Source organism: Cytobacillus firmus (genome assembly GCF_023715565.1).
Classification (GTDB): Bacteria; Bacillota; Bacilli; order Bacillales; family Cytobacillaceae; genus Cytobacillus; species Cytobacillus firmus_C.
In genome coordinates, this window is record NZ_JAMBOJ010000010.1 from 40,678 (window position 1) to 64,325 (window position 23,648).

General features: G+C 39.8%; 23 protein-coding genes. 4 read left to right on the forward strand and 19 right to left on the reverse strand.

The window, feature by feature from the left end; all coding sequences use genetic code 11:
- The first annotated feature begins 66 nt into the window (after positions 1-66).
- A complete protein-coding gene (locus M3205_RS05630; protein ID WP_251169014.1) occupies positions 67-927 on the forward strand; it encodes a hypothetical protein in 861 nt (286 codons plus the stop codon).
- Between the two features lie 24 nt (positions 928-951).
- Positions 952-1,893 (forward strand): hypothetical protein, encoded by a 942-nt coding sequence (locus M3205_RS05635; protein WP_251169015.1) that lies wholly within the window; start codon positions 952-954, stop codon positions 1,891-1,893.
- 61 nt (positions 1,894-1,954) lie between these two features.
- On the opposite strand, the gene M3205_RS05640 is transcribed toward M3205_RS05635, so the two are convergent.
- Positions 1,955-2,776 carry a hypothetical protein gene (locus tag M3205_RS05640; protein WP_251169016.1) on the reverse strand — a complete coding sequence of 274 codons (822 nt, stop codon included), beginning with the start codon at positions 2,774-2,776 and terminating at the stop codon, positions 1,955-1,957.
- Complete coding sequence (locus M3205_RS05645; RefSeq protein ID WP_251169017.1) at positions 2,777-3,223, reverse strand: hypothetical protein; 447 nt, start codon at positions 3,221-3,223, stop codon at positions 2,777-2,779.
- 609 nt (positions 3,224-3,832) lie between these two features.
- Between M3205_RS05645 and M3205_RS05650 the strand changes: the two genes are divergently transcribed.
- Complete coding sequence (locus M3205_RS05650; protein WP_251169018.1) at positions 3,833-4,435, forward strand: recombinase family protein; 603 nt, start codon at positions 3,833-3,835, stop codon at positions 4,433-4,435.
- Between the two features lie 183 nt (positions 4,436-4,618).
- Here M3205_RS05650 and M3205_RS05655 read toward each other — a convergent pair whose 3' ends face one another.
- The 6 genes from M3205_RS05655 to rpsU form a co-directional block, all read right to left on the reverse strand.
- On the reverse strand, positions 4,619-5,923 hold the full coding sequence (locus tag M3205_RS05655) for a hypothetical protein (RefSeq protein WP_251169019.1): 1,305 nt from the start codon (positions 5,921-5,923) through the stop codon (positions 4,619-4,621).
- Positions 5,924-6,167: 244 nt separating this feature from the next.
- A complete protein-coding gene (locus M3205_RS05660; protein WP_251169020.1) occupies positions 6,168-6,641 on the reverse strand; it encodes a cell envelope integrity TolA family protein in 474 nt (157 codons plus the stop codon).
- Between the two features lie 34 nt (positions 6,642-6,675).
- Complete coding sequence (gene floA / locus M3205_RS05665; RefSeq protein ID WP_048010291.1) at positions 6,676-7,674, reverse strand: flotillin-like protein FloA; 999 nt, start codon at positions 7,672-7,674, stop codon at positions 6,676-6,678.
- Positions 7,675-7,695: 21 nt separating this feature from the next.
- Entirely contained in the window at positions 7,696-9,027 is a 1,332-nt protein-coding gene (locus M3205_RS05670) for an NfeD family protein (protein ID WP_396105209.1), read from the reverse strand.
- Between the two features lie 203 nt (positions 9,028-9,230).
- A complete protein-coding gene (locus M3205_RS05675; protein ID WP_095245646.1) occupies positions 9,231-9,674 on the reverse strand; it encodes a GatB/YqeY domain-containing protein in 444 nt (147 codons plus the stop codon).
- 15 nt (positions 9,675-9,689) lie between these two features.
- The gene (gene rpsU, locus M3205_RS05680) at positions 9,690-9,863 is read right to left on the reverse strand and encodes a 30S ribosomal protein S21 (protein WP_009333009.1); all 174 of its coding nucleotides are present in this window, start codon (positions 9,861-9,863) and stop codon (positions 9,690-9,692) included.
- A 232-nt stretch (positions 9,864-10,095) separates the two neighbouring features.
- Here rpsU and M3205_RS05685 point away from each other — a divergent pair, with 232 nt between their 5' ends.
- Complete coding sequence (locus M3205_RS05685; protein ID WP_251169021.1) at positions 10,096-11,022, forward strand: Na/Pi symporter; 927 nt, start codon at positions 10,096-10,098, stop codon at positions 11,020-11,022.
- 26 nt (positions 11,023-11,048) lie between these two features.
- Here M3205_RS05685 and deoC read toward each other — a convergent pair whose 3' ends face one another.
- From deoC to M3205_RS05740, 11 genes are all read right to left on the reverse strand, one after another.
- The gene (gene deoC, locus M3205_RS05690) at positions 11,049-11,720 is read right to left on the reverse strand and encodes a deoxyribose-phosphate aldolase (protein ID WP_251169022.1); all 672 of its coding nucleotides are present in this window, start codon (positions 11,718-11,720) and stop codon (positions 11,049-11,051) included.
- A 168-nt stretch (positions 11,721-11,888) separates the two neighbouring features.
- A complete protein-coding gene (gene mtaB / locus M3205_RS05695; protein WP_251169023.1) occupies positions 11,889-13,241 on the reverse strand; it encodes a tRNA (N(6)-L-threonylcarbamoyladenosine(37)-C(2))-methylthiotransferase MtaB in 1,353 nt (450 codons plus the stop codon).
- Between the two features lie 6 nt (positions 13,242-13,247).
- Complete coding sequence (locus M3205_RS05700; protein ID WP_251169063.1) at positions 13,248-13,997, reverse strand: 16S rRNA (uracil(1498)-N(3))-methyltransferase; 750 nt, start codon at positions 13,995-13,997, stop codon at positions 13,248-13,250.
- A gap of 129 nt (positions 13,998-14,126) precedes the next feature.
- The gene (prmA, locus tag M3205_RS05705; RefSeq protein WP_251169024.1) at positions 14,127-15,065 is read right to left on the reverse strand and encodes a 50S ribosomal protein L11 methyltransferase; all 939 of its coding nucleotides are present in this window, start codon (positions 15,063-15,065) and stop codon (positions 14,127-14,129) included.
- Between the two features lie 20 nt (positions 15,066-15,085).
- Complete coding sequence (gene dnaJ / locus M3205_RS05710) at positions 15,086-16,207, reverse strand: molecular chaperone DnaJ (RefSeq protein ID WP_251169025.1); 1,122 nt, start codon at positions 16,205-16,207, stop codon at positions 15,086-15,088.
- A 100-nt stretch (positions 16,208-16,307) separates the two neighbouring features.
- Positions 16,308-18,128, reverse strand: a complete 1,821-nt coding sequence (dnaK, locus tag M3205_RS05715; RefSeq protein ID WP_251169026.1) for a molecular chaperone DnaK — start codon at positions 18,126-18,128, stop codon at positions 16,308-16,310.
- A 25-nt stretch (positions 18,129-18,153) separates the two neighbouring features.
- Positions 18,154-18,765 (reverse strand): nucleotide exchange factor GrpE, encoded by a 612-nt coding sequence (gene grpE / locus M3205_RS05720; protein ID WP_251169027.1) that lies wholly within the window; start codon positions 18,763-18,765, stop codon positions 18,154-18,156.
- A gap of 93 nt (positions 18,766-18,858) precedes the next feature.
- Complete coding sequence (hrcA, locus tag M3205_RS05725; protein WP_251169028.1) at positions 18,859-19,890, reverse strand: heat-inducible transcriptional repressor HrcA; 1,032 nt, start codon at positions 19,888-19,890, stop codon at positions 18,859-18,861.
- A 120-nt stretch (positions 19,891-20,010) separates the two neighbouring features.
- A complete protein-coding gene (hemW, locus tag M3205_RS05730) occupies positions 20,011-21,144 on the reverse strand; it encodes a radical SAM family heme chaperone HemW (protein ID WP_251169029.1) in 1,134 nt (377 codons plus the stop codon).
- 121 nt (positions 21,145-21,265) lie between these two features.
- The gene (lepA, locus tag M3205_RS05735; RefSeq protein ID WP_251169030.1) at positions 21,266-23,101 is read right to left on the reverse strand and encodes a translation elongation factor 4; all 1,836 of its coding nucleotides are present in this window, start codon (positions 23,099-23,101) and stop codon (positions 21,266-21,268) included.
- 196 nt (positions 23,102-23,297) lie between these two features.
- Entirely contained in the window at positions 23,298-23,642 is a 345-nt protein-coding gene (locus M3205_RS05740) for a YqxA family protein (RefSeq protein ID WP_251169031.1), read from the reverse strand.
- Positions 23,643-23,648 lie beyond the last annotated feature (6 nt).

The following is a 23,648-nucleotide window of genomic DNA, read 5'->3' on the forward strand; positions in this document are numbered from 1 at the left end:
AGTTATTAGCAGGAAATGACTTTTAGTTGTCGTAATAGTTTATATCAAAGTATAAGGATGTGGGCTATGGTTAAAACATTAACTACTGAAAATTTTCAAAAGGCACGAAGGTACTTAATGATTAACGGTAGAGACATTGAACAGGAATTGTTTCGTTTTCATTTCGAAAATGGTAACCCTCAAAAATTCATTTCTAAACTTCAAGCATATCAAGGTCTTGATGGTGGATTTAGAAACATGGGAGAAGGGAATAGCACTTTCACAAATGTGATGGATACCTGCATGGCATTTCAATATCTTAGTGAAGTTGGTGCTTCAGTAAACGACAATATAGTACAAGAAGGTATTAAATACATAATTGACTCATATGACCATGAACTCAAATGTTGGCATGCGAGACCTAACCAACAAAGTAAGGGTTGGTTTGATAATCCATGTGCTGAATTATTAGGTTTTTTATATGAGTATCAGGAATTAGTTCCAGAAGATTTTCTAAGGAACGTTACCGAAAATGCAATAGCCTCTATGAGTACCATTGACACATCTGGAGAACCAAGACAATTTTACTTTTTAGAAGCACTTAGTCTACTCCGTTTGGCAATTAGAACAGACGAACCATTTAAGTCGATGATTCTAGAACAATTAAAAAAGGATATAATGGAAATCATTGAGTCAGACTCCAGCAGATGGGCAACTACTTATTGTGCTAAACCATTTTACTTTGCTTACTCACCTCAAAGTCCAATGTTTTTGCCAATTAAAGAGTTTATTATCCGAAGTTTAGAAAATGAAATCAATACACAATCAACGGATGGGTATTTCATTTTAAATTGGAATGTAGATGAAGAAGGAGCGAAAGTTTGGAAAAGTATTTGCACAATGGATGTATTAAAGGCACTGAAAAATCACCAAATGATTGATTTGTAATTAGGAGAAAAGAGGTTTTACTAAGTGAGTAAATTTCCGAAAAGACAGTTTGAAAGTGCAAAAGAATTCATTAATTCAAAAGCTCGAGAATTAGAACGTTCTCGGTTTGAATTTTTGTTTGAAAATGGCAGTAAGGAAAATGTCTTAAGACACCTAATAACTTATCAAAATGAGGATGGTGGCTTTGGACATGGAATTGAGCCAGATTTTTGGTTGCCCCACTCATCTCCGATGGCTACATGGGCAGCTGGGCAAATTTTGATGGAAATTGGTGCAGATAAAAACGAACCAATGATTAGGTCGATGATTTCTTATTTAGTAAATACGATTGATATTGAAACTGGAATGTGGGATTCTGTACTACCTGAGAATAATGAATTTCCACACGCACCTTGGTGGCATTGGCATGAGGGGGTTCAAGAAAATTGGATGTTTAACCCAAGTGTTGAACTAGCTGCGTTTCTTGTTCATTGGTCTACTGAGCAAAGTAATGCTGCGGAAATTGGATGGAATACTATCGCAAAAGCGGTAAATCACATAATGAATAAGAGTGAAATGGATAAGCATGAAATAAACAACTATCAACAATTAATTAAAATCATAAAACCACATGAGTCTATTTTTGATAATAAAATTCAATATCCGTTGAAAAGCGTTTCTGAGCAAATACTGATGCTTGCAGAGAAATGTGTAGATAAGGATATTTCAACTTGGTCCGAAGGCTATAAACCACTACCTTTAGATTTTATCGATAATCCTTATCATCCCCTTTGTGAAACTTTCGGTTCGTTGATAGAAGAGAATCTCAATATGTATATTAAACAAATGTCTGACGAAGGAATTTGGGATATCTCATGGAGTTGGGGGAGTTATCCAGAAGAATTTGAAATTGCAAGAAGGTATTGGAAAGGTATTATTGCCGTAAATAGATATAAACAGTTGAAGGCGTTTGGTTATGTCGTATAGGTATAATAGAAGCTTGAGGACGTAACTACCTCAAGCTTTTATACCTTCGTCTTGTCCAATATTAGAATTGTATGTGACTCAATGCTTGGACAACTTTATCCATTTGAGAAGCTAGAAAAGTACCATCGTCCACCACTGTTCTTAATCTGTTTAAAGACTCAGTTGCTCTACGGATAACAGATGGTTTTGGCTGGTTACCAGATTCAATAGCATTAGTTGCTTCTTCAACAAAATCAATTGCATCTTCTTTATCAGCAGTATTTTCAATATTTGCCTCTCTCAAGAGAGTAATGAGTTCTTTAGCAAGATGTATTAATTCTTCATCACCATTCTGATTGTTCGTTTGGTTAGCTTGGATATTGCCTGTTTCACTAAAGTTAAGTTGTCCAACGTTGCCTTGTACCAATACTTTGGCATTTGGTTTTTCATCAATACCCAATTCGATCGCCTTCTCTTCTAAATAATCTGTTATGTGATTCACTAATAACTTTACTACTTCCCTGTTAAATTCTCGGATACTGTCAGCAATCTTTGCACCGCTATAGAAAGCATAAGCACGTGAAATGGTATCATATCTGTCGAAATTGTCCGTAACATATTTTAAAAGCTGATAGATGAAGGCTATTTCTTCATTGACTTTGATTGGAATGTCAAATTTACCATTATATTCCTTTGTTTGAATGATTTCCTTCATATCAAACTCTAGAACATTGTTTTTACTTATAAAATCAGATAGAATTGGTTCATTATCAATGTACGAAACAAATCTTATCGCTAACCTCATTGCTTCATATGTATCTTGAGCATTGAGTAAATCCCCCGCCACCCTTCTGAATTGCCTAGATATTAATTTGAATTCTTTTACATCGATGATTTTTTCCAATTAATTCACCCCACAATATGGACAAAACGGTTTTATTGTCTTAGACAATAATGAGAGTTTTGCCTTTCTGTCACAACATACAAACTCAATTTGCTCCAAGTCGTCATTTTCGTACAATGACCTTGGTTGTTTACTTGGTAATGACTTACCTCTTTTAAAGGTTACGTTCTTGTTCCTCCTTGTTGACTTCTCTAAGCCTTTAAACATGTCATTCAACATATCCATTGCTTCATTCATAACAAGTGTCTTTGCATGTTCTAAAATATCATCGGTGTAGTAGGAAGAAATTGGACTAGGAATCCCACAATTAGGACAAAACATCTCAAGAACATCGTCATCTTGAACTTCACTGGTTTTCAGTTTGAATTCTTCACTGCATAAAGAGCATTTAAAAGAACTAAATCCCTCAATATCACTTTGCTTTGAAACAACAAAGTTCTTTCGCATATTCACTCCCCCATATTTTACCTTTTTCGCACAACTTAATTATAATACAAGTCATCTGTTGGTGGAACGTTTATGTCGTGAACTGGCGATTACATTTTACCGCTGTTCTGTTTTAACCTGTACACTACATAAGTAAATACACTCCATTAAAGGCACGCATGTTCTTAGATGCTCCACATGTCTTCATTCTAGTGTTTATAGAGCCTTAAAAGTTGGAAGAAAGCTGTATGAAAAGAAGGAAGCACACCCATCTACAAACCAGCCATCAGAAAATCCTCGACACGATACAAATAAAAGTTAAGATTTGCTCTGGTAAATTAATGAATTAATCATGGATTTACTGATATTTTTCGATAACAAAATCGATTGAAAATATGAGTTGTATTCTTTTGTGATATGGAAGAAATAGTCTTTGTCATGGTGTTGTTGATAATTACACACGTTTCAAAAGGTACACTTTTTGCAACGCATATGCCTAAATGCTCGAATAAGGCTTTGGATAGCCTCAAATGGTGATAAACTAAATTTTGAAACGTATCAAAATTATCATTGACCTTTTGAAACGCACTCATTATGATTAGAGTATCAATTAACAAGGTGGAATTAATCATGGACAACAAAGAATTTGGATATGTAAGAGTGAGCAGTAAAGACCAAAATGAAGCAAGGCAACTAGATAGCATGTATGCTCTTGGAATCGATGAGCGTGATATTCATATTGATAAGCAAAGCGGTAAAGACTTCAATAGACCTCAATATCAAGCTTTGAAAATGCGATTACGTAAAGGAGATACATTATATATACATTCATTAGATAGACTTGGACGTAACAAAGATATGATTCTAAACGAGTGGAAAGATATTACACACAACATAAAAGCACATATTGTTGTAATTGATATGCCATTGTTAGACACACGGAAATATAATGACTCGATCGGCTCTTTTGTAGCTGACTTGGTATTACAGGTTTTATCATGGGTTGCAGAAGAAGAAAGAACTAAGATTAAGACTCGTCAAGCTGAAGGTATAGCTTTAGCTAAGGCAGAGGGTAAACACCTAGGTAGACCTAAAACATCTATTACATCCGAATTTGAACAAGCTTATAAACAATGGAAAGAAGGAAATATCACTGCAGTTGAAGCAATGAAAAAATCAAATATGACTAAAGCTACCTTCTATCGTAAGGTTAAGGAATATGAAGGAATTTAAAAGACCCTTTAAGGGTCTTTTCTCTATGTTGAGGATATAGGGGGGTATTTCCACTTATTCATTAGACTCATGGACAGGATAAGCCGAGAGTCGGTTCATCCACACACCATTCAATTATTCAAGTCATCCTAATTCAGGTTGTAAGTAAATTCTTTCTAAATGATTGGGCTTCTGTAAGATAATCTATAAATCTTCCACAGCTTTTTCTTGGCTAAGGAAATACTCTTTATAAAATGCCCTCAAAACATAACTAGTGTACTCCCTAAGGTTTATTAGAGATACTTGTATGGGAAATTTACACCCATTTTCCCCATCAACATCAAGTAACGGTATTGAACTACTTGTTGGCTCGTCATTAGTTAACAGGTAACCTCTATGCAGATACTTTGACCTCTTGTCATAGTATCCATTAAGCTGTCCTGCTATATATGAATTTAAGTATTTATTCACTATATTCCTTACTCTGCTGGCAATACCATATTTGTCCTGTTTACACTCATTACACTTCTCACTCTGAAAACCAATTAATGTAACAACCTCTAATGCTGACATGTAAAGTGTTGTTGCTATTTCGGTCTGAGATTCACCTGTCATAAGTGCTGTCTTTAAGTCCTCATTTTTGGTATACATTTCAATCTCTACACCTAAACCATCATCTAATGGGTGGTCTATATAGCCTTGATGGTCATATATCTGTGCATCATACTTTCTTGCAGTATGGAAATGCGAACAGGCATTTAGATATATTTGTACATCTTCATCTTCTCCGTCATTTGTAATTATATAGTCTAAAAAATCTTTAGCCTCCTCAGAAATTGTTAAATAACCATCCTTAACAGAAAAACCATCTATAAAGTCTGGCTCTTGATATACTTCAGCAGCCAATACTTTCGTTTCTTGACCTTCGATATCAGGGCTTGAGGTTATCCAAAAGGGTACATTAGTTTCTACTGATAAGAAATCCATCACTTGGTTTGTCTTCTGAGTAATTTTACCTTCTACTTGATTCTCATCATATGCAGAGACAGGGAAATAAATTTTTGTTATATCATCTGCAACAAGTTGCGTTTTGAAATTATCCCCTTCATAACTAGATAGTGGAAATAAAGATTTTATTGTGGGAATCGCATAGTAATCATCATATTTCCTGACGCCTCTTCTTGCCCTTTTCACAACTCTTACTAACCTCTGTCCTAGTTCGGATTCCCTTGTTAACTCCTCCTCTTGTTCCCCTCTATATTCGTATTTTGTACCACTGTATCCAAAGAACAACTTAATAATCGATCCATTATTCTTGTATGTAATTCCAGCCATTAAAACTGAAACACCTATGTCCATAAAACCGAACGTTATTGTTTTAGTTTGTTTGTTTTTGTGGGGCATGTACTGCCAAGCACATTTCCCAAATTCCTTTGCCATCTGAGACCAAAGACTTCGTAAAAACTCATTAGACTCTTTCTCATTTGTAATGCCAATATCTAATATCACCCAATTCCTCCACCTTTCACTTTCATCTATCTTAAGTGTACTTTTAAAAACCCTCCACTGTCACATTTTTCTAAAATTAATAAGAATGCTTAAACGTTCAGAATGTTAAGCTTAAGTATAAAATGTAAAAAGGTTGAGGGTAAAATTTCCCCAACCTTTTAAATATTGATTTAAAGTGATTCCCACAACCACCCATAAAAAAATTCAAATTTATGAAATGAACGAAGGTTCTAGCACTTATTTTTTACCGCTTTCTATTGAGGGACCTGTGAGGATTTTTAGATCTTGGAGGTCCAAGAATCTCGGACCAGATAATCCCGTCAACAAGCGACTGTTTTTGCGGTTCATACTTACCGGCTCCTGAGGCTTCCACCGGGTAAGCTTTTGTATTAGCTGCTGTTCTCGATATCGCGCTTGCTTTTCTTTCAGCAGCTCTCTGCTGACTCTGGAGAGCCTTCATGCTTTGTTCTGCCTGCTGTTTACGCTGTCTGTATTCTTGTTCTATTCTTCTGGATTTCTCTGCCAGCTTCCTTTTTTCCTCTTCCAGCACTTCGGCTAATGCAGGATCTGCAGAAGTTCGTTCCGCCTCTGTCCGATTCTCTTGCTGTACTCGGGGAGCCTGTTTCACAGGCCTTTCCTCCTTCTTTTTTTTGAACAAGGAGGAAATGAAAGCAATAACAGCAATGAGAATAAAAGGATTCTCAAATAAAAATTCCAAGAGAGTTTCCTCCCTTCTCCCGATCAGGGATCATTTAGTCATTTTTACGGCCATTTTTGCCGTCATCACTCATATTGCCGATTGAATCCCTCATTTCGGTATCAGCCGAGATGTTTTGGATATTCATATAGTCCATTACCCCAATATTTCCAGATCGGAGTGCTTCTGACATGGCAAGCGGCACCTGCGCTTCTGCTTCCACAACTTTCGCTCTCATTTCTTCAACCCGTGCTTTCATTTCCTGCTCCTGAGCTACGGCCATAGCACGTCTTTCTTCAGCTTTAGCCTGGGCAATCTTCTTGTCTGCTTCAGCCTGTTCAGTCTGAAGTTCTGCACCAATATTTTTGCCGATATCTACATCTGCTATATCAATCGAGAGAATTTCAAAAGCAGTGCCTGCATCCAAGCCTTTTGAAAGAACAGTCTGAGAAATCATATCCGGATTTTCCAAAACCTTTTTATGGTTATCTGATGATCCGATTGTAGATACGATTCCTTCCCCGACACGCGCCACGATAGTTTCCTCTCCAGCTCCCCCAACAAGGCGGTCAATATTGGCCCTTACAGTAATCCTTGCTTTTGCTTTTACCTCAATTCCATCCATCGCCACCCCTGCAATAAAAGGAGTTTCAATTACTTTAGGATTAACGCTCATCTGTACTGCTTCCAAAACATCTCGGCCTGCCAAGTCAATAGCGGCACTTCTTTCAAAACTTAAATCGATATTTGCACGATGGGCTGCAATCAATGCATTCACAACCCTGTCAACATTACCTCCGGCTAAGTAATGGCTTTCCAGCTGATTTGTCGAAACATTCAACCCTGCTTTGTGTGCCTTAATTAGCGGGTTAATAACACGGCTTGGAATAACCCGGCGAAGCCTCATTCCAATTAATGTAAAGATACTGACTCTGACTCCTGCTGCCAATGCTGATATCCACAGCATGACCGGTACAAAGGTGAATAATATCCCCAGCAATATGACACCGAGTACAACGGCAACCAATATTGCTGCTGTTCCTGCTTCTAACATAATTTTACCTCCTGATGTTTTTTATTTATCTAAAACAAGATTAGATATTTCTCTAACAACGATACGCGATCCTTCTGCTTTAACTACTTTTACTTTTGCCCCTTTATGAATAAAGGCTCCCTCACTTACAACGTCTATTCTTTCATCTTCTATGACTACTGTGCCCGAAGGCCTTAAAGCTGTAAGTGCATAACCCTCAAGGCCAATCAGTTCAAGTCTGCTCTTATTTGAAATATAGCCTTTTTCAGTATTTGTGCTGTCGTGTAAAATAATTTTTTTAAAGAATTTCATCTTTTTCCCAAACACCTTTATCATTAATATAGATGCCAATATTGAAACTCCTATAGCAATTAAAATAGACATTCCCATATGGGCCACGTTGTCAGAAGCCAGGAATAGGCTCCCAAGTATTGCTGCAACACCAGCTATTCCGGCAATGCCTCCAGGCAGGAAGAACTCGGCAATTATTAAGCCAATTCCGATTACAAACAAGATTAAAGTCTCATATCCTGCCAGCCCGGCCACCATATGACCATAAAAGAACAGAAGCAGAGACGATATTCCCATTAACCCAGGAATGCCAAAACCCGGTGAATACAGTTCCAGAACCAGCCCAAGACTTCCAATAGATAATAGAATTGGTATGACTACAGGATGGGTAATAAAACGGGCTGCCTTCTCCGCAAAGCTTTCATCGATGGTCTGGATAATAGCTTCATCATATCCGAGCACTTTCAGTAAATCCGACCTTGAGTCTACTGTACCGTCCGAATAGCCAACCTGCTCAGCCTGTGCTGCTGTTAGGGTAAGCAGCTTTCCTTTTGGTGATCCCAATTCTGGCAGGTCCACCGATTCATCTGCCATGGCAAGAGCATAAACAGGATCTCTGTCCGTTTGTGAGGCTGCACTCTGCATTGCCGCAAACCAGTATGATTCCGCTTTTTTCCCAGCGGTATTTCCCTGCTGGTCAATAATTGCAGCTGATCCCATTGTCGAACCCGGCACCATGTATATTTCATCCGTATTCAAAGCGATATAGGCACCTGCAGATAAAGCCTGCTTGTTGACAAAAGATATTGTTTTTACATTTGTTGAGGTTAATAGCCTTCCAATTTGTCCGGCTGCATCCACTGCCCCTCCGGGTGTATTTATTTCAAATATTATAGCTGATGCATTTTCTTCTTCAGCTGTTTTAACCGCTCTGCTTAAAAATGCGTAAAGTCCTTTTTCCACCGTTTCTTCAATAGGTACAATCAGTACTTTTTCATTATCGGCGTTTCCTTGAAAAGGGCTTAAAAGCAGCAGCAGAGTAAAAAATAATGAAAAGGCGGTTATCGCTCTTCTGGCATTCAAAACTTTCCCCCCTCTAACCGCAAAATGACTTCTATATGTATTTACGAATGAATCATTAAAAAGTTTCATTTTTATTTATCCAGAAATCTGCTACAGCTTTATTATAACCTAGAAACAAGAGTAATTCACTTCACCAGTCTTTTCCTGTTACAAAAGTAAAAAAGACCGTCAGCCATTAGCTTTCGGTCTTTTAATGCATAGTTTTATGAAAGGTGTTGTTGTACAAGTTTATTTATTAGTGATCCATCTGCTTTGCCTTTTACCTTAGGCATGATAGCAGCCATCACTTTTCCCATATCAGCTTTTGAAGAAGCACCTGTTTCTGCAACTGTTTCTGCAACAATTTTTGAAACTTCATCTTCAGAGAGCTGTTTTGGCATATATAATTCGACATACTGAAGTTCAGTACGAATTTTTTCAACAAGATCTTCACGACCTGCTTTTTCAAATTCATGGAGGGAATCCTTGCGTTGTTTAACTTCGCGAGAAAGGACAGTTAGCTCCTGTTCTTCGTTAAGATCTTCACCAAGCTTGATTGCTTCGTTTTGAAGTGAAGCTTTGATCATACGAATAACAGTAAGCTTTTCTTTTTCTTTATTCCTCATCGCTTGTTTCATATCTTCATTTAAACGCTCGAGAAGACTCATTACATACACCCTCTCTTACCACTTACGCTTTCTAGCAGCCTCAGACTTTTTCTTACGTTTAATACTAGGTTTTTCGTAGAATTCGCGCTTTCTTGCTTCCTGCAAAGTACCAGTTTTTGATACTGAACGTTTGAAGCGACGAAGAGCATCTTCAAGCGATTCGTTTTTACGAACGACGGTTTTAGACATTCTCTTTCCCTCCCTCCGAGCACAACACACTTACATCAACAACATGGTTTATTCCATGTACCTTGCAATTATAATATAACAGCTTATCAAGGTCAACAGTAATTAGCCTGCTGGATTGATTTTTATAGATTGTGCTTATTTAGTACCCCATTCTTGACAAGCTAAACAATTTTTTGCACATAAGCATGTCCCGGCAGGGTGTCCCATAGTATTAAATGTAGGGGGTGAATGCTTGGTCCAGCTTTTATTATTTTTTCTGCTCATTGGGTTATTTATTTATGGTATGACACTCTTAAGATCGGGACTATTTAATTTATCTGCCGATTCATTAAAGAATTGGCTGGCAGTTGTGACTAATTCACCTTGGAAAGGCACTGTTATAGGCACAATCGTGACAGCTGTCCTGCAGAGCAGTTCAGCGGTAATGATCATAACAATTGGAATGGTTTCTGCACGAATGCTGACTTTTCCCCAGACGATTGGCATCATATTAGGAACCAACATAGGTACAACATTTACGACAGAGTTAATTACTTTTAATATTGAGTCATATATTGTTCCGCTTGCTGCTGCCGGGAGCATCCTTGCTGTAATGAAGAATAAGAGCCTACGAAGCACCGGTCTGGCAGTTCTTGGGTTATCAGCGGTTTTTGCAGCAATGCGCGGGTTTGAGTATCTTGCTGGTTCTGTTAAAGATAATGATATGGTCAACCACTGGCTGCTTACTTTGGATGGGAATTATTTATTCGCTGTAGCTGCCGGAATTGTCCTTACGGCTATCATCCAATCAAGCACAGCAACAACTGGCATTATAATGGGGTTTTTAACTGCTGGCGCAATGGATTTGGATACGGGCATTGCCATAATGCTTGGATCTAATATAGGTACATGCGTAGACGCATATTTAGCATCCATCGGTTCAGGAAAAGAAGCAAAACTGACTGCCTATGCCCATATTTGGCTGAACTGTATAGGCGTGGCGGCCTTTTATCCTTTTATTCATGCCCTTGCTGTCGCAGGTGAGAGTACAGCCAGTTCCCCGGATGTACAGCTTGCGCATATCAGTGTTTTATTTAATGTCATATCTTCACTGCTTGTCCTCCCATTTGCAAATCAGTTTGGCAGGTTTGTCATTAGATTGCACGCCGATAAAAAGTAAAAAATGCCGGGAATCCCGGCATTTTCTTAGTAATCCGAATCGCTTGTTAATCCGTTAACAATAGCAGCGCCGGAGCTTGCTCCGATTCTCGTTGCACCTGCTTCAATCATCTTCTGTGCATCTTCTGCGCTTCTTACTCCGCCGGAAGCTTTTACTCCAAGATCAGGTCCGACAGTTTTTCTCATTAAGGCAATATCTTCAGCAGTTGCGCCGCCTGTTGAGAATCCTGTAGATGTTTTTACAAAGTCAGCACCCGCTTTTACAGAAAGCTCACATGCTTTAACTTTTTCTTCGTCAGTCAAAAGGCAAGTTTCGATAATTACCTTGGTTAATGCTTTTCCTTTTGCAGCATCAACAACCGCACGGATGTCCCGTTCAACCAGTTCATTGTCTCCGCCTTTTAACGCGCCAATGTTAATTACCATATCTACTTCTGTTGCACCGTTTTCAATGGCATTCTTTGTTTCAAATGCTTTTGTTTCAGGTGTTGAAGCTCCCAGCGGGAATCCGATTACGGTGCAGACCTTCACTTCGGTTCCCTTAAGGAGGTCGCTTGAAAGTTTAACCCATGTCGGGTTAACACAAACAGACGCAAAATTGTATTCTTTAGCTTCCGCACAGATTTTTTCTATTTGGTCTTTTGTTGCATCGGCTTTAAGTAATGTATGATCGATCATTTTTGCTACGTTATTTGTCATTTTAACTACTCCTTTTAAAAACAGTTGTACGTACCTCTTACATAATATCACTTAGATAATAAAATATCGAGTACTATTTATATTTTTTGTAATCGTTTTCGAAAGTAGTTTTCCCCAAAGATATTAATAAATTTATCAAAAAAAAGGAACTACCCTAAGGTAATTCCTTTAGACTGCCGCCTCTTCTCTTTCGTTCAATTCATCCAGGACTCTTACAAATTGTCCTTCATTGTATGGGTAGCCCGCTTTTGTAATTTTTACTTTTACAATCTGGCCGACCATTTCTTCTGTTGCCGGGAAGACGATTTTTAAATAATTGTCTGTGTATCCGATAAATAAATTGCTGTCACTGCTTTCCTTAAAGCTTTCCTCCGGAATCACTTCGAGAACTTCACCTTCGTACTGAGCTGCATATTCTTTTGCAAGCTGATCTGACAGGGCAATCAGGCGATGAACACGCTCGTTTTTGACTTCTTCATCGATCTGTTCGTCCATTCTTGCCGCAGGCGTTCCTGTACGCTTTGAATACGGGAATACATGAAGCTCAGAGAATTTATGCTTTTTAATAAAGTTGTAGGTTTCCATAAATTCTTCTTCTGTTTCCCCCGGAAAGCCTACGATAACATCAGATGTAACAGCCAAGCCTGGAAGAGCTTCCTTCAAGCGCTCAAGACGCTCTGCAAAGAATTCCATAGTATACTTGCGGCGCATTCTTTTTAGAACCGTATTTGAGCCTGACTGAAGAGGAATATGCAAGTGTCTTACCACGACCTTGGACTTATCCATAACTTCAATAACTTCATCGGTAATTTGGCTGGCTTCAATTGAGGAGATTCTTAAACGCTTAAGACCTTTCACCTGAGCTTCCAAATCCGTAAGAAGCATAGCCAGGTTGTAATCCTTCATGTCTTCGCCATATCCGCCTGTATGGATTCCAGTCAGAACGATTTCTTTATAGCCGGCATCAACAAGCTGCTGAGCCTGCCGGATTACTTCTTTCGGGTCTCTTGATCTCATTAAGCCGCGCGCCCAGGGAATAATACAAAATGTGCAGAAGTTATTGCAGCCTTCCTGAATCTTAAGAGATGCACGTGTCCGGTCTGTAAATGCCGGCACATCGAGCTCTTCGTAGACACGGTTTTTCATGATGTTTCCGACCCCATTGATTGGCTGCCGTTCTAGTTTATATTGCTCGATATATTCAAGCATTTTCACCCGATCCTGAGTCCCTACAACGATATCAACTCCAGGGATTGCCATAATTTCGGCAGGTGAGGTTTGTGCATAACAGCCTGTTACACAGATAACGGCATCAGGGTTTTTTCTAATTGCCCTTCTGATTACCTGACGGCTTTTCTTATCACCCGTATTTGTAACCGTACATGTATTAATCACATAAACATCTGAAACGGATTCGAAGTCTGTCCGTTCATAGCCAGCTTCTTTGAACAGCTGCCAAATAGCTTCTGTTTCGTAATGATTGACTTTGCAGCCAAGTGTATGAAATGCAACTGCAGGCATCTATATTCACCCCATTAATTCAAAATGATAGGAAACAGCTGACAGCAAAAAGAGAGGCGCTGTCTCTGTCCTTAAAATACGCGGTCCCAAACCGCAGGCAAGAAAACCTGCTTCGAGCAGCAATGAAACTTCATTATTTGCAAGACCGCCTTCTGGTCCGAATACAACTAAAAGTGATTCTCCTTTGTTCATGGAAGAAAGTGTTTTATAAAGCACAGTGTCCTCTCCCTGCTTCGCTTCTTCTTCAAAGGCAATCAATTTATATGAATATTCAGCTGATATTTTCAGCAATGACTTTAAATCAAGCGGTGCAAGAACTTCAGGCACTATGCTTCTATGTGACTGTTCAGCAGCTTCTTTAGCAATCTTCTGCCATCGCTCTGCTTTTTTCATTGATTTCTTCGCATCCCATTTTACTACTGAACGAGCTGAAGTAAAAGGGATAAAACGGCGCGCTCCCAGCTCAGTCCCCTTTTGAATGATCCACTCCAGCTTATCCCCTTTAGGCAGTCCGCTCACAATAGTAATGTCTGCAGGCAGTTCTGAAGATCCTTCAATCCATTGTACAACTTCTGCAGCCACATATTCATCGGTAATTTCTGCAATTGTGCAAAGTGCACTTTTTTGAGATGGATCTACACAGATAATTTTGCCGCCTTCTTTCATGCGCATTACCTTCACTATATGATGACGGTCTTCTCCTGTAATATGAAAGTAATTTTCTTTAACTGCATTTCCTGTGAAATACCGCTGCACAATCGGCACCCTCTTCCTTACCTGTTCAAAATCCTTTCAACTGTAAAAAGGAGGGTAAACTTATTACCCCCTTTTTACGGTATATCCAACACCGGCCCCTCTCATCCCGAGGAACCGGGGATTTTCTAATTATTTTCTCCTTGCGACAATGGCAACCCAATCTTCCATTTGTATGGTCTCTTCTATTTCAAACCCTGCAGCGGAAATAGCATCTCTTACTTCCTGCTTCTTCTGCTGGATAATGCCTGAAGCGATGAAGTATCCGCCTTTCCTTACGACTGAGGCAACATCATCTGTAAAGCGAAGAATTACTTCTGCAAGGATGTTGGCAACGACCACATCTGCTCCCTGGCTGACACCATCGAGCAGATTCCCTTGTGATACATTCACTATATCCTGCACTTTATTCAGCTTAATATTTAATTTAGCTGAATTTACTGCGACTTCATCAAGATCAAGTGCTTTTACCTTCCCGGCACCCAGCATAGCTGCAGCAATGCTTAAGACACCCGAACCTGTTCCTACATCTACAACATTATCACCCTGTTTTACTGTTCTTTCAAGAGCCTGGATACACATAACCGTTGTAGGGTGCGTTCCAGTTCCAAAGGCCATGCCCGGATCAAGCTCTATGATAAGTTCATCACTGCTGACAGGTGTATAATCCTCCCAGGTTGGGACAATCGTGAAGCGTTCTGAAATTTTTACGGGATTATAGTATTTTTTCCAGGCAGTAGCCCATTCTTCTTCATTTACCTCACTAATGCTGACTTTATTTGCGCCAATATCGATGTTAAATAAAATGAGGTTATTAATTGCTTCTTTAATTTCATCAACAGTTTCCCCAAGGAAACTGTTTACTGGCAAATATGCTTTTACAATAACGCCTTCTTCAGGATAGTCCTGCGGATTGAGCTGGTAGATTTCACCGAATTGATCCTTTCTTTCTTTTACAAGTTCTAAAGGATCCTCTATTACAACTCCGCTTGCTCCGGCTTCATGCAAAATATTCGAAATCGGTTCAACAGCTTCATTTGCAGTATGAATACTGATTTCTGACCATTTCACTACTACCAACTCCCATTCCTTTATTCACCTTTAAAGGCTCGTTTTACTTTAGAAAAAAAACTTTCTTCCTGTTCTCCCTGCGGGACTGTTCCGCTAACTTCAGCAAACTCGCTTAAAAGCTGCTTCTGTTTTTCGGTCAGTTTTGTCGGTGTAATGATCCGGACAATAATGTGCTGATCTCCTGTTCCATATCCTCTTACATTTGGTACACCTTTTCCTTTCAGACGGAATTTGGTTCCTGTCTGAGTGCCCGAAGGGACTTTAAGTTTTACTTTCCCATGAAGTGTCGGCACTTCAATTTCATCGCCTAGGGCAGCCTGCACAAATGTTATAGGCATTTCACAATAAACATCATCGCCATCACGCTCAAAGAACTCATGAGACCGCACATGGAATACAACATAAAGGTCGCCTGGAGGTCCACCGTTAAAGCCTGGTTCCCCCTGGCCTGCTACGCGAAGCTGCTGGCCATCATCAATGCCTGCAGGAATTTTCACGTGTATCTTTCTGCGTTTTTGCACTTTACCTGCTCCACGGCAGGTTGTGCACTTATCTTTAATTTCTTTGCCGGTACCATTACAGTAGTGGCAAACTCTTCTATTTACGATCTTGCCAAATGGCGTATTTTGTTCAACATTCAACTGACCTGATCCATGACAATGACGGCATGTTTCCGGCTTAGTTCCCGGCTTCGCACCTGAACCGCTACAGGTCTCACATGTCTCTTCTCGCGGAATTTCAATATCGGTCTCTTTACCGAATACTGCTTCCTCAAAATTTAAGGACATAGTGTACTGCAAGTCTGCACCCTGTCTTGGGGCATTTGGATCTCGCCGGCGTGATCCGCCTCCTCCGAAGAAGGTGCTGAAGATGTCTTCGAATCCGCCGAAACCTTCAAACCCTGCTCCTCCAAAGCCTTGATTAGGGTCCGTATGGCCAAATTGATCGTAATGCGATTTTTTCTGGTCGTCGCTTAGGACTTCATATGCTTCTTTAACTTCCTTGAACTTCTCGTCTGCATCAGGCTCTTTGTTGATATCAGGATGATATTTTTTTGAAAGCTTTCGATAAGCCTTCTTAATTTCATCCTTGGATGCACCCTTGCTGATTCCGAGAACCTCATAGTAATCCCTTTTACTCATGATTACCACTCTCCCCGATTCATTTCACATAAAGATTATTGTATCAAAAATAAAAGCCAAAGCCAAGAAAGACCTGACTTTGACTTAAAAGATTCAGATATTATTTATCGTCTTTAACTTCTTCGAATTCAGCATCTACAACGTTATCGTCATTACTTTCGCTTTCAGCACCTTCTGCGCCCTGAGCAGCCTGAGCCTGCTCATAAAGCTTCATTGTTAACGCCTGGACAACTTCCTGTAATGCATCTTTCTTAGTACGGATTTCATCCAGATCGTTCTTCTCAATTGCAGATTTTAGTGCATCTTTAGCTTCATTTGCTTTGTTCACTTCTGCTTCATCCACTTTGCCTTCAAGATCTTTTAGAGTCTTTTCAGTAGTGAATACCAGCTGGTCCGCTTCATTGCGGAGTTCAACTTCTTCTTTACGCTTCTTATCAGCTTCAGCATTTTCTTCAGCTTCTCTTACCATTTTTTCAATTTCCTCATCAGATAATCCTGTTGATGATTTGATTGTGATGGCTTGCTCTTTGTTTGTGCCAAGGTCTTTAGCGCGTACGTTTACAATACCATTTTTATCGATATCAAAAGACACTTCGATCTGAGGCACACCGCGCGGAGCTGGAGGAATATCCCCTAGCTGGAAACGGCCAAGTGTTTTGTTATCCGCTGCCATCGGGCGTTCCCCTTGAAGGACATGGATATCAACCGCAGATTGATTATCAGCAGCAGTTGAGAACACCTGGGATTTTGATGTTGGAATAGTTGTATTGCGTTCAATCAGTTTAGTGAACACTCCGCCCATTGTTTCAATTCCAAGAGACAAAGGTGTTACGTCCAGAAGGACAACATCCTTAACATCACCAGTGATGACACCGCCCTGAATAGCTGCACCCATAGCTACAACCTCATCAGGGTTAACTCCTCTGTGCGGTTCTTTTCCTGTTTCTTTTTTGATTGCTTCCTGTACAGCCGGAATTCGTGTTGACCCCCCGACAAGGATAACTTTATCGATTTCTGAAGGTGTCAAACCAGCATCTTTCAATGCCTGGCGTGTAGGTCCCATTGTACGTTCAACAAGATCTGCTGACAGCTCTTCAAATTTAGCTCTTGAAAGTGTTACTTCCAAGTGTAAAGGTCCAGCTTCGCCGGCAGTAATGAACGGAAGTGAAATTTGTGTTGAAGTTACACCGGAAAGATCCTTTTTCGCTTTTTCAGCAGCATCTTTTAAACGCTGCAGAGCCATTTTATCTTTAGAAAGATCAATGCCGTTCTCTTTTTTGAATTGATCAACGAGGTAATCAATAATTACCTGGTCAAAATCATCTCCACCAAGACGGTTATCCCCGGCAGTGGATTTTACTTCAAATACACCATCGCCAAGTTCAAGGATAGAGACGTCAAAAGTACCGCCGCCAAGGTCATAAACAAGAATTGTTTGGTCTTCATCCATCTTATCCAGTCCATATGCCAAAGCTGCGGCAGTCGGTTCATTAATGATTCGTTCAACTTCCAAGCCGGCAATTCGGCCTGCATCCTTTGTAGCCTGACGCTCAGCATCGTTGAAATATGCTGGAACTGTGATTACCGCTTTAGTAACCTTCTCGCCAAGGTAGTCTTCTGCATAAGATTTCAAATACTGAAGAATAATAGCAGAAACTTCTTGTGGAGAATATTCCTTTCCTTCAACCTCTGTTTTATGATCTGTACCCATATGGCGTTTAACGGACATGATAGTGTTAGGGTTTGTAATAGACTGGCGCTTTGCCACCTCACCAACCTGACGCTCACCGTTCTTAAACGCTACAACTGATGGTGTTGTACGGTTGCCTTCCGGATTTGGAATTACTTTTGGTTCGCCGCCTTCAAGTACAGCGACACATGAGTTTGTTGTACCTAAATCGATTCCGATAATTTTGCTCATGTTCTTTACCTCCCCAAATATGTAGTTATTGATTTACTTTAACCATTGATGGACGAATGACCCGATCCTTTAGCTTGTAGCCTTTTTGGAACTCCTCGACCACTGTATTGGAATCAAAATTCTCGTCTTCTACCTGCATAACAGCCTGGTGCATATGAGGGTCAAATTCTTTCCCAACTGCCTCAATCTGTTCTGCACCTTCTTTTTTAATAGCCTCCACCAAGCTTCGATAAACCATTTCCATTCCTTGAAGAATAGATTTAGCCTGTTCATTTTCAGCTTCCATTTGAAGTGCTCTTTCAAAATTGTCAAGCGCAGGCAGCAAATCAGAGATTAAGCTTTGTGCTCTATATTTTTCAGACGCTTCAAGGTCCAGCCTTGCACGGCGCCGTGAATTTTCAAAATCAGCCTGAAGACGGTAGATCCGATTTTCAGCCTCTTCCAGTTTACCTTCCAATTCAGCTATTTTTGCATTTGCTGCTGTAAGGTCTGAATCAGTTCCCTGATCAGGATCTCCTTCTGCTTCATCAGACTCTGCAAATACCTCTTCAATAGGAGCCTCATTTTCAGTTCCTTCAGGTACGTTGGTTTGATCATTTAATTCATGGCTCAATGTCTCTTTCTCTTCTGCCAACATGTTCACCTCCCTTAAAGAATAGCTGGATTATTATAAAATAACATAAGGAAAGGAGTGGAAAGGTTTTTCCACCCTTAATCAATATCTCCACCATCATCTATTTTGATACAACTTGGATAAAACAGATGATAAGTCTGCACTGATATAGTTCAATAAGCTGATGACTCTTGAATACTCCATTCTGGTTGGCCCCAGAATGGCAATTGTGCCGAGCTTTTCGGTGCCAATTGAATAGCTTGCTGTTATCAGACTGCAGTTTTCCATTGCTGAATTATTATTTTCCCTGCCGATTTTAATATTGATCCCTGACTTGTTTTTACTGAGTAAATCATATATGCCTTTTTCCTGCTCAATCATATTCATGAGGTTTTTGACCTTTTCAATATCATGAAATTCCGGCTGGCTGAGCATATTTGTTTTACCGCCAAAGAAAAGCTTATCATAGGCTGGTATCTTTATAGTATCGGCAATTGAATTCAGCATTAGATCATAATTATTGATATGATGCCTTAAAAGCACGGCAACCTCTTTATATAACTTATTGTTCAGACTTTCCAATGGCGCACCGGCAAGACGGTCATTTAGGATATTCACTACCTTTTCCAAATCACCTGCATCAATGTTTTCCGGCAAGTGGAACATTCTGTTTTCCACATGACCTGTATCTGTGATAATAATCGCTATCGCTGTTTCTTTATTCAAAGGAACAATCTGAATCCTCTTCAGTTTATTATCCCTTACTGCTGGCCCAAGGACTATGGATGTATAATTAGTCAGCTCAGATAGTATTTTTGCCGATTTTTGAACAATTTTCTCCAGCTCATAAATTCTTTCAGCAAAGATCGATTGCACTTTGTGGATATCATGCTGATTTAATTTTTGCGGGGATAAAAGGTGATCCACGTAGTAGCGGTAGCCCTTTTCAGATGGAATCCTCCCCGATGAGGTGTGTGTTTTCTCAATAAACCCAAGTTCCTCTAAATCAGCCATCTCATTTCTGATCGTTGCGGAACTAAAAAAAATTTCTTCTTTTTTCGACAGAGTTCTCGACCCTACAGGCTGTGCAGTATGAATAAAATCATCAACAATTACTTGAAAAATTAATAATTGACGATCTGTTAACACAATTATCACCTCTGTTAGCACTCTTTGTCCCCGAGTGCTAATTCTAATAATAAATTATCAAATCATACGTGCAGTGTCAATAATTTGGCTTCTTTTTTCCTGAAGCAATCCTCAGTCAGATTACCCTATAAAGGACTGAAATACTTCATTTCCAAGAAATCGTCCTCGTCTTGTTAATTTAATATGCTCTTCCCCGGCAATAATTAATTTTTTATCGGTGTGCTGTTTTATCTGTACTTCAAAATGTTCCAGCGGGTTTTTGCCAAATTTCTCTTTAAAACGACTAATTGAGACACCTTCAGTTTTTCTCAGTCCAAGAAACATTTCCTCTTCCATCTGTTCTTCCAGAGGCACCCTATGTTCTTCAAGGATCGGAAGCTGGCCCTTTTCAATTGGCTCCATATATTTTTTCAGAGGTCCATGGTTTGAACGGCGAAGCCCATTAACATAGCCATGTGCACCTGCCCCAAAGCCGAAGTACCATTCATTGTCCCAATAAGTGATATTATGCTTGCTCTCATAGCCAGGCTTGGCAAAATTGCTGATTTCATATTGGGCAAATCCATGTTTGTCCATTTGCTCTATCAATAAGTCATACATTTCAGCTTCCACATCTTCTCCGGGTGTCGGAAGTTTCCCTCTTCTCATCAGATTATAGAATACCGTCTTTGGCTCAATGATCAAAGAATAGCCTGAATAATGATCAATATCCAATGTAAATGATGTTTCAAGTGTATCTTTAAAGTCCTGAAGTGTTTGACCGGGAAGACTGTATATCAGATCGATGCTAATGTTATCGAAACCTACTTGTTTTGCAGCTTCAATTGACTGAAAAACATCTTTTGCCCGGTGTGACCTTCCAATTCTTTTTAAGAGTTCATCATTGAACGTCTGAACACCAAAGCTGAGCCTGTTGACCCCGGCATCATGCAATATTTGAAGTTTTTCCTTAGAGAGATCTCCCGGATTAGCTTCAAATGTATATTCTGTGAAAGAGTCATAGGGCAGCTGACGTTTAATTGTACTGCAAAGCTGTTCAAGCTGTTTCCCGTTCAGCGCAGTGGGTGTGCCGCCTCCGACAAAGATGGAGTTCAGGCGCGCTGCCTGTGTTTCTTTCAAAGTAAGATCTATCTCTTTATCAAGAGAGTCAAGGTATTCTCCAACCGGCTGGTTCTTCAAATACACTTTATTAAAATCACAGTAATGGCAGATATGTTCACAAAAGGGGATGTGTATATAAGCTGCTTTAATCATTCATTTCACTACTTTCATCATTCAATCATCATTCATAATACAACAGTTTCCTAAATAAAAAGAGGCTAGTGCTGTTATTATTATGACAGCATATCTAACCTCTTAAAACAAATCAAATATTTTACTTTTTAGGGGTATTATCGTCCATCTTCAAAACGGCCATGAAAGCTTCCTGCGGAACTTCAACAGAACCAACCTGCTTCATCCGCTTTTTACCTTCTTTCTGCTTCTCCAATAATTTGCGCTTACGGGAAATGTCTCCTCCGTAACATTTAGCCAATACATTTTTGCGAATGGCTTTAATGGTTGAGCGGGCTACAATTTTCTGGCCAACCGCAGCTTGAATTGGAACCTCAAACTGCTGACGGGGAATTAGCTCTTTCAACTTCTCAACGATAACTTTTCCTCTTTCATAAGCAAAATCCCTATGAACGATGAAGCTCAATGCGTCTACCTTTTCTGCATTTAACAGAATATCCATCTTAACAAGTTTCGATGGCTTGTAACCAATTAATTCATAATCAAAAGAGGCATATCCTTTTGTATTGGATTTCAGCTGATCAAAGAAATCATAAACAATTTCCGATAAAGGTAATTCATAGATAATGTTAACTCTGGTTTCATCCATGTATTGCATATCAATAAAGATACCGCGTTTTAGCTGGCAAAGTTCCATAATGGCACCCACATAATCATTCGGGGCCATCATTGTAGCTTTTACATAAGGTTCTTCAACACGGTCAATCTTCTGAGGGTCAGGCATATTGGATGGGTTATCCACTTTAACCTCAGTGCCGTCAGTCATGATAACATCATAGATAACACTAGGTGCTGTTGTAATCAGATCAATTTTGAATTCGCGCTCAATGCGCTCCTGGATAATTTCCATGTGAAGCAATCCAAGGAAACCGCAGCGGAATCCAAATCCGAGTGCCTGTGAAGTTTCCGGTTCAAATTGAAGGGCGGAATCATTCAGCTCCAGCTTTTCAAGCGCTTCACGAAGATCATTGAACTTGGCGCTATCAATTGGATAAAGTCCGCAATAAACCATCGGGTTCATCTTTCTGTATCCAGGAAGAGCTTCTGCTGCACCGTTTTTCGCGCTTGTAATAGTATCACCCACACGTGTATCCCCGACATTTTTGATGGCAGCAGTCAAAAATCCTACGTCTCCAACTGATAATTCAGGCAGTGGCGTTGATTTTGGCGTAAACACACCCACCTCTGTGACTTCAAACTCTTTGCCGGTTGCCATCATTTTAATTTTATCCCCTACTTTTACCGTACCCTCAACCACACGGATATAGGCTACTACACCCCGGTAGGCATCATAAAGGGAATCAAATATAAGAGCCTTTAACGGGGCATCCGGATCCCCTACTGGAGCAGGTACTTTTTCAACGACCTGTTCAAGAATTTCTTCTATTCCAATTCCAGCCTTTGCTGAAGTTAATACTGCTTCAGATGCATCCAGGCCGATAACTTCTTCGATCTCATTTCGAACCCTTTCCGGATCCGCACTTGGCAAGTCGATCTTATTAATAATTGGAAGGATCTCAAGATCGTTATCCAGGGCCAGATAAACATTGGCAAGAGTTTGCGCTTCAATACCCTGAGCTGCATCCACAACCAGAATGGCTCCCTCACATGCTGCAAGGCTTCGGGATACTTCATATGTAAAATCGACGTGTCCCGGCGTATCTATTAGGTGGAAAGTATATGTTTCTCCATCTTTCGCTTTATAATTTAACTGAACTGAATTCAGCTTGATCGTAATGCCGCGCTCCCTTTCAAGATCCATGGAATCAAGGAGCTGGTCCTTCATTTCACGTGAAGTCAGCGCATTGGTTTTTTCAAGAATTCTGTCGGCCAAAGTCGACTTACCATGATCAATATGGGCGATGATAGAAAAATTCCTTATCTTCTCTTGCCTTTTTAGTCTCTCTTCTCTGTTCATTGTTTATTATTTCAACTCCTACTATAGAAAAGCGCAAGCGCCTTAAACAGGCGCCTGGAGCTAAGTGTGATCAATTTTAAAATAGTCCTTTTAGTTTATACACTATTTTTGATTATATCAGTAGGTTTGTGAAGATTCAATGCTAAGCTTTAAGCCGCTAATTTTCCAAAAAAATAAAGCTGCCCACCTGAGCAGCCTATTTCCCTGTTATTAAGTCTGTGATGATTGCGAGCGATTTTTCTGTCAGCTCTGATACGCCTTCGGATATGCTTTTTCCTAATGAAGAAAAGAAATTATACGCTTTCATTTCTTCAAGTTTTTCCCTTTTCTTCTGAATATCATGGCTTGACACATCATTCCCCAGGACAGAAGCATGAACTTCGCCTTCGTTGGTTTCTTTTATGGTCAGGGCACTTTTGAAATCCCCGTCATAGAATCCCTTCATTCTGTGAATTCCTTCATTTGCCTGCTGCATTCCGAATAGCACTGAGACAAACATAAGCGCTGTCAAAAAAAGAGCTTTAAGCATAAACATTTTCATTCTGCA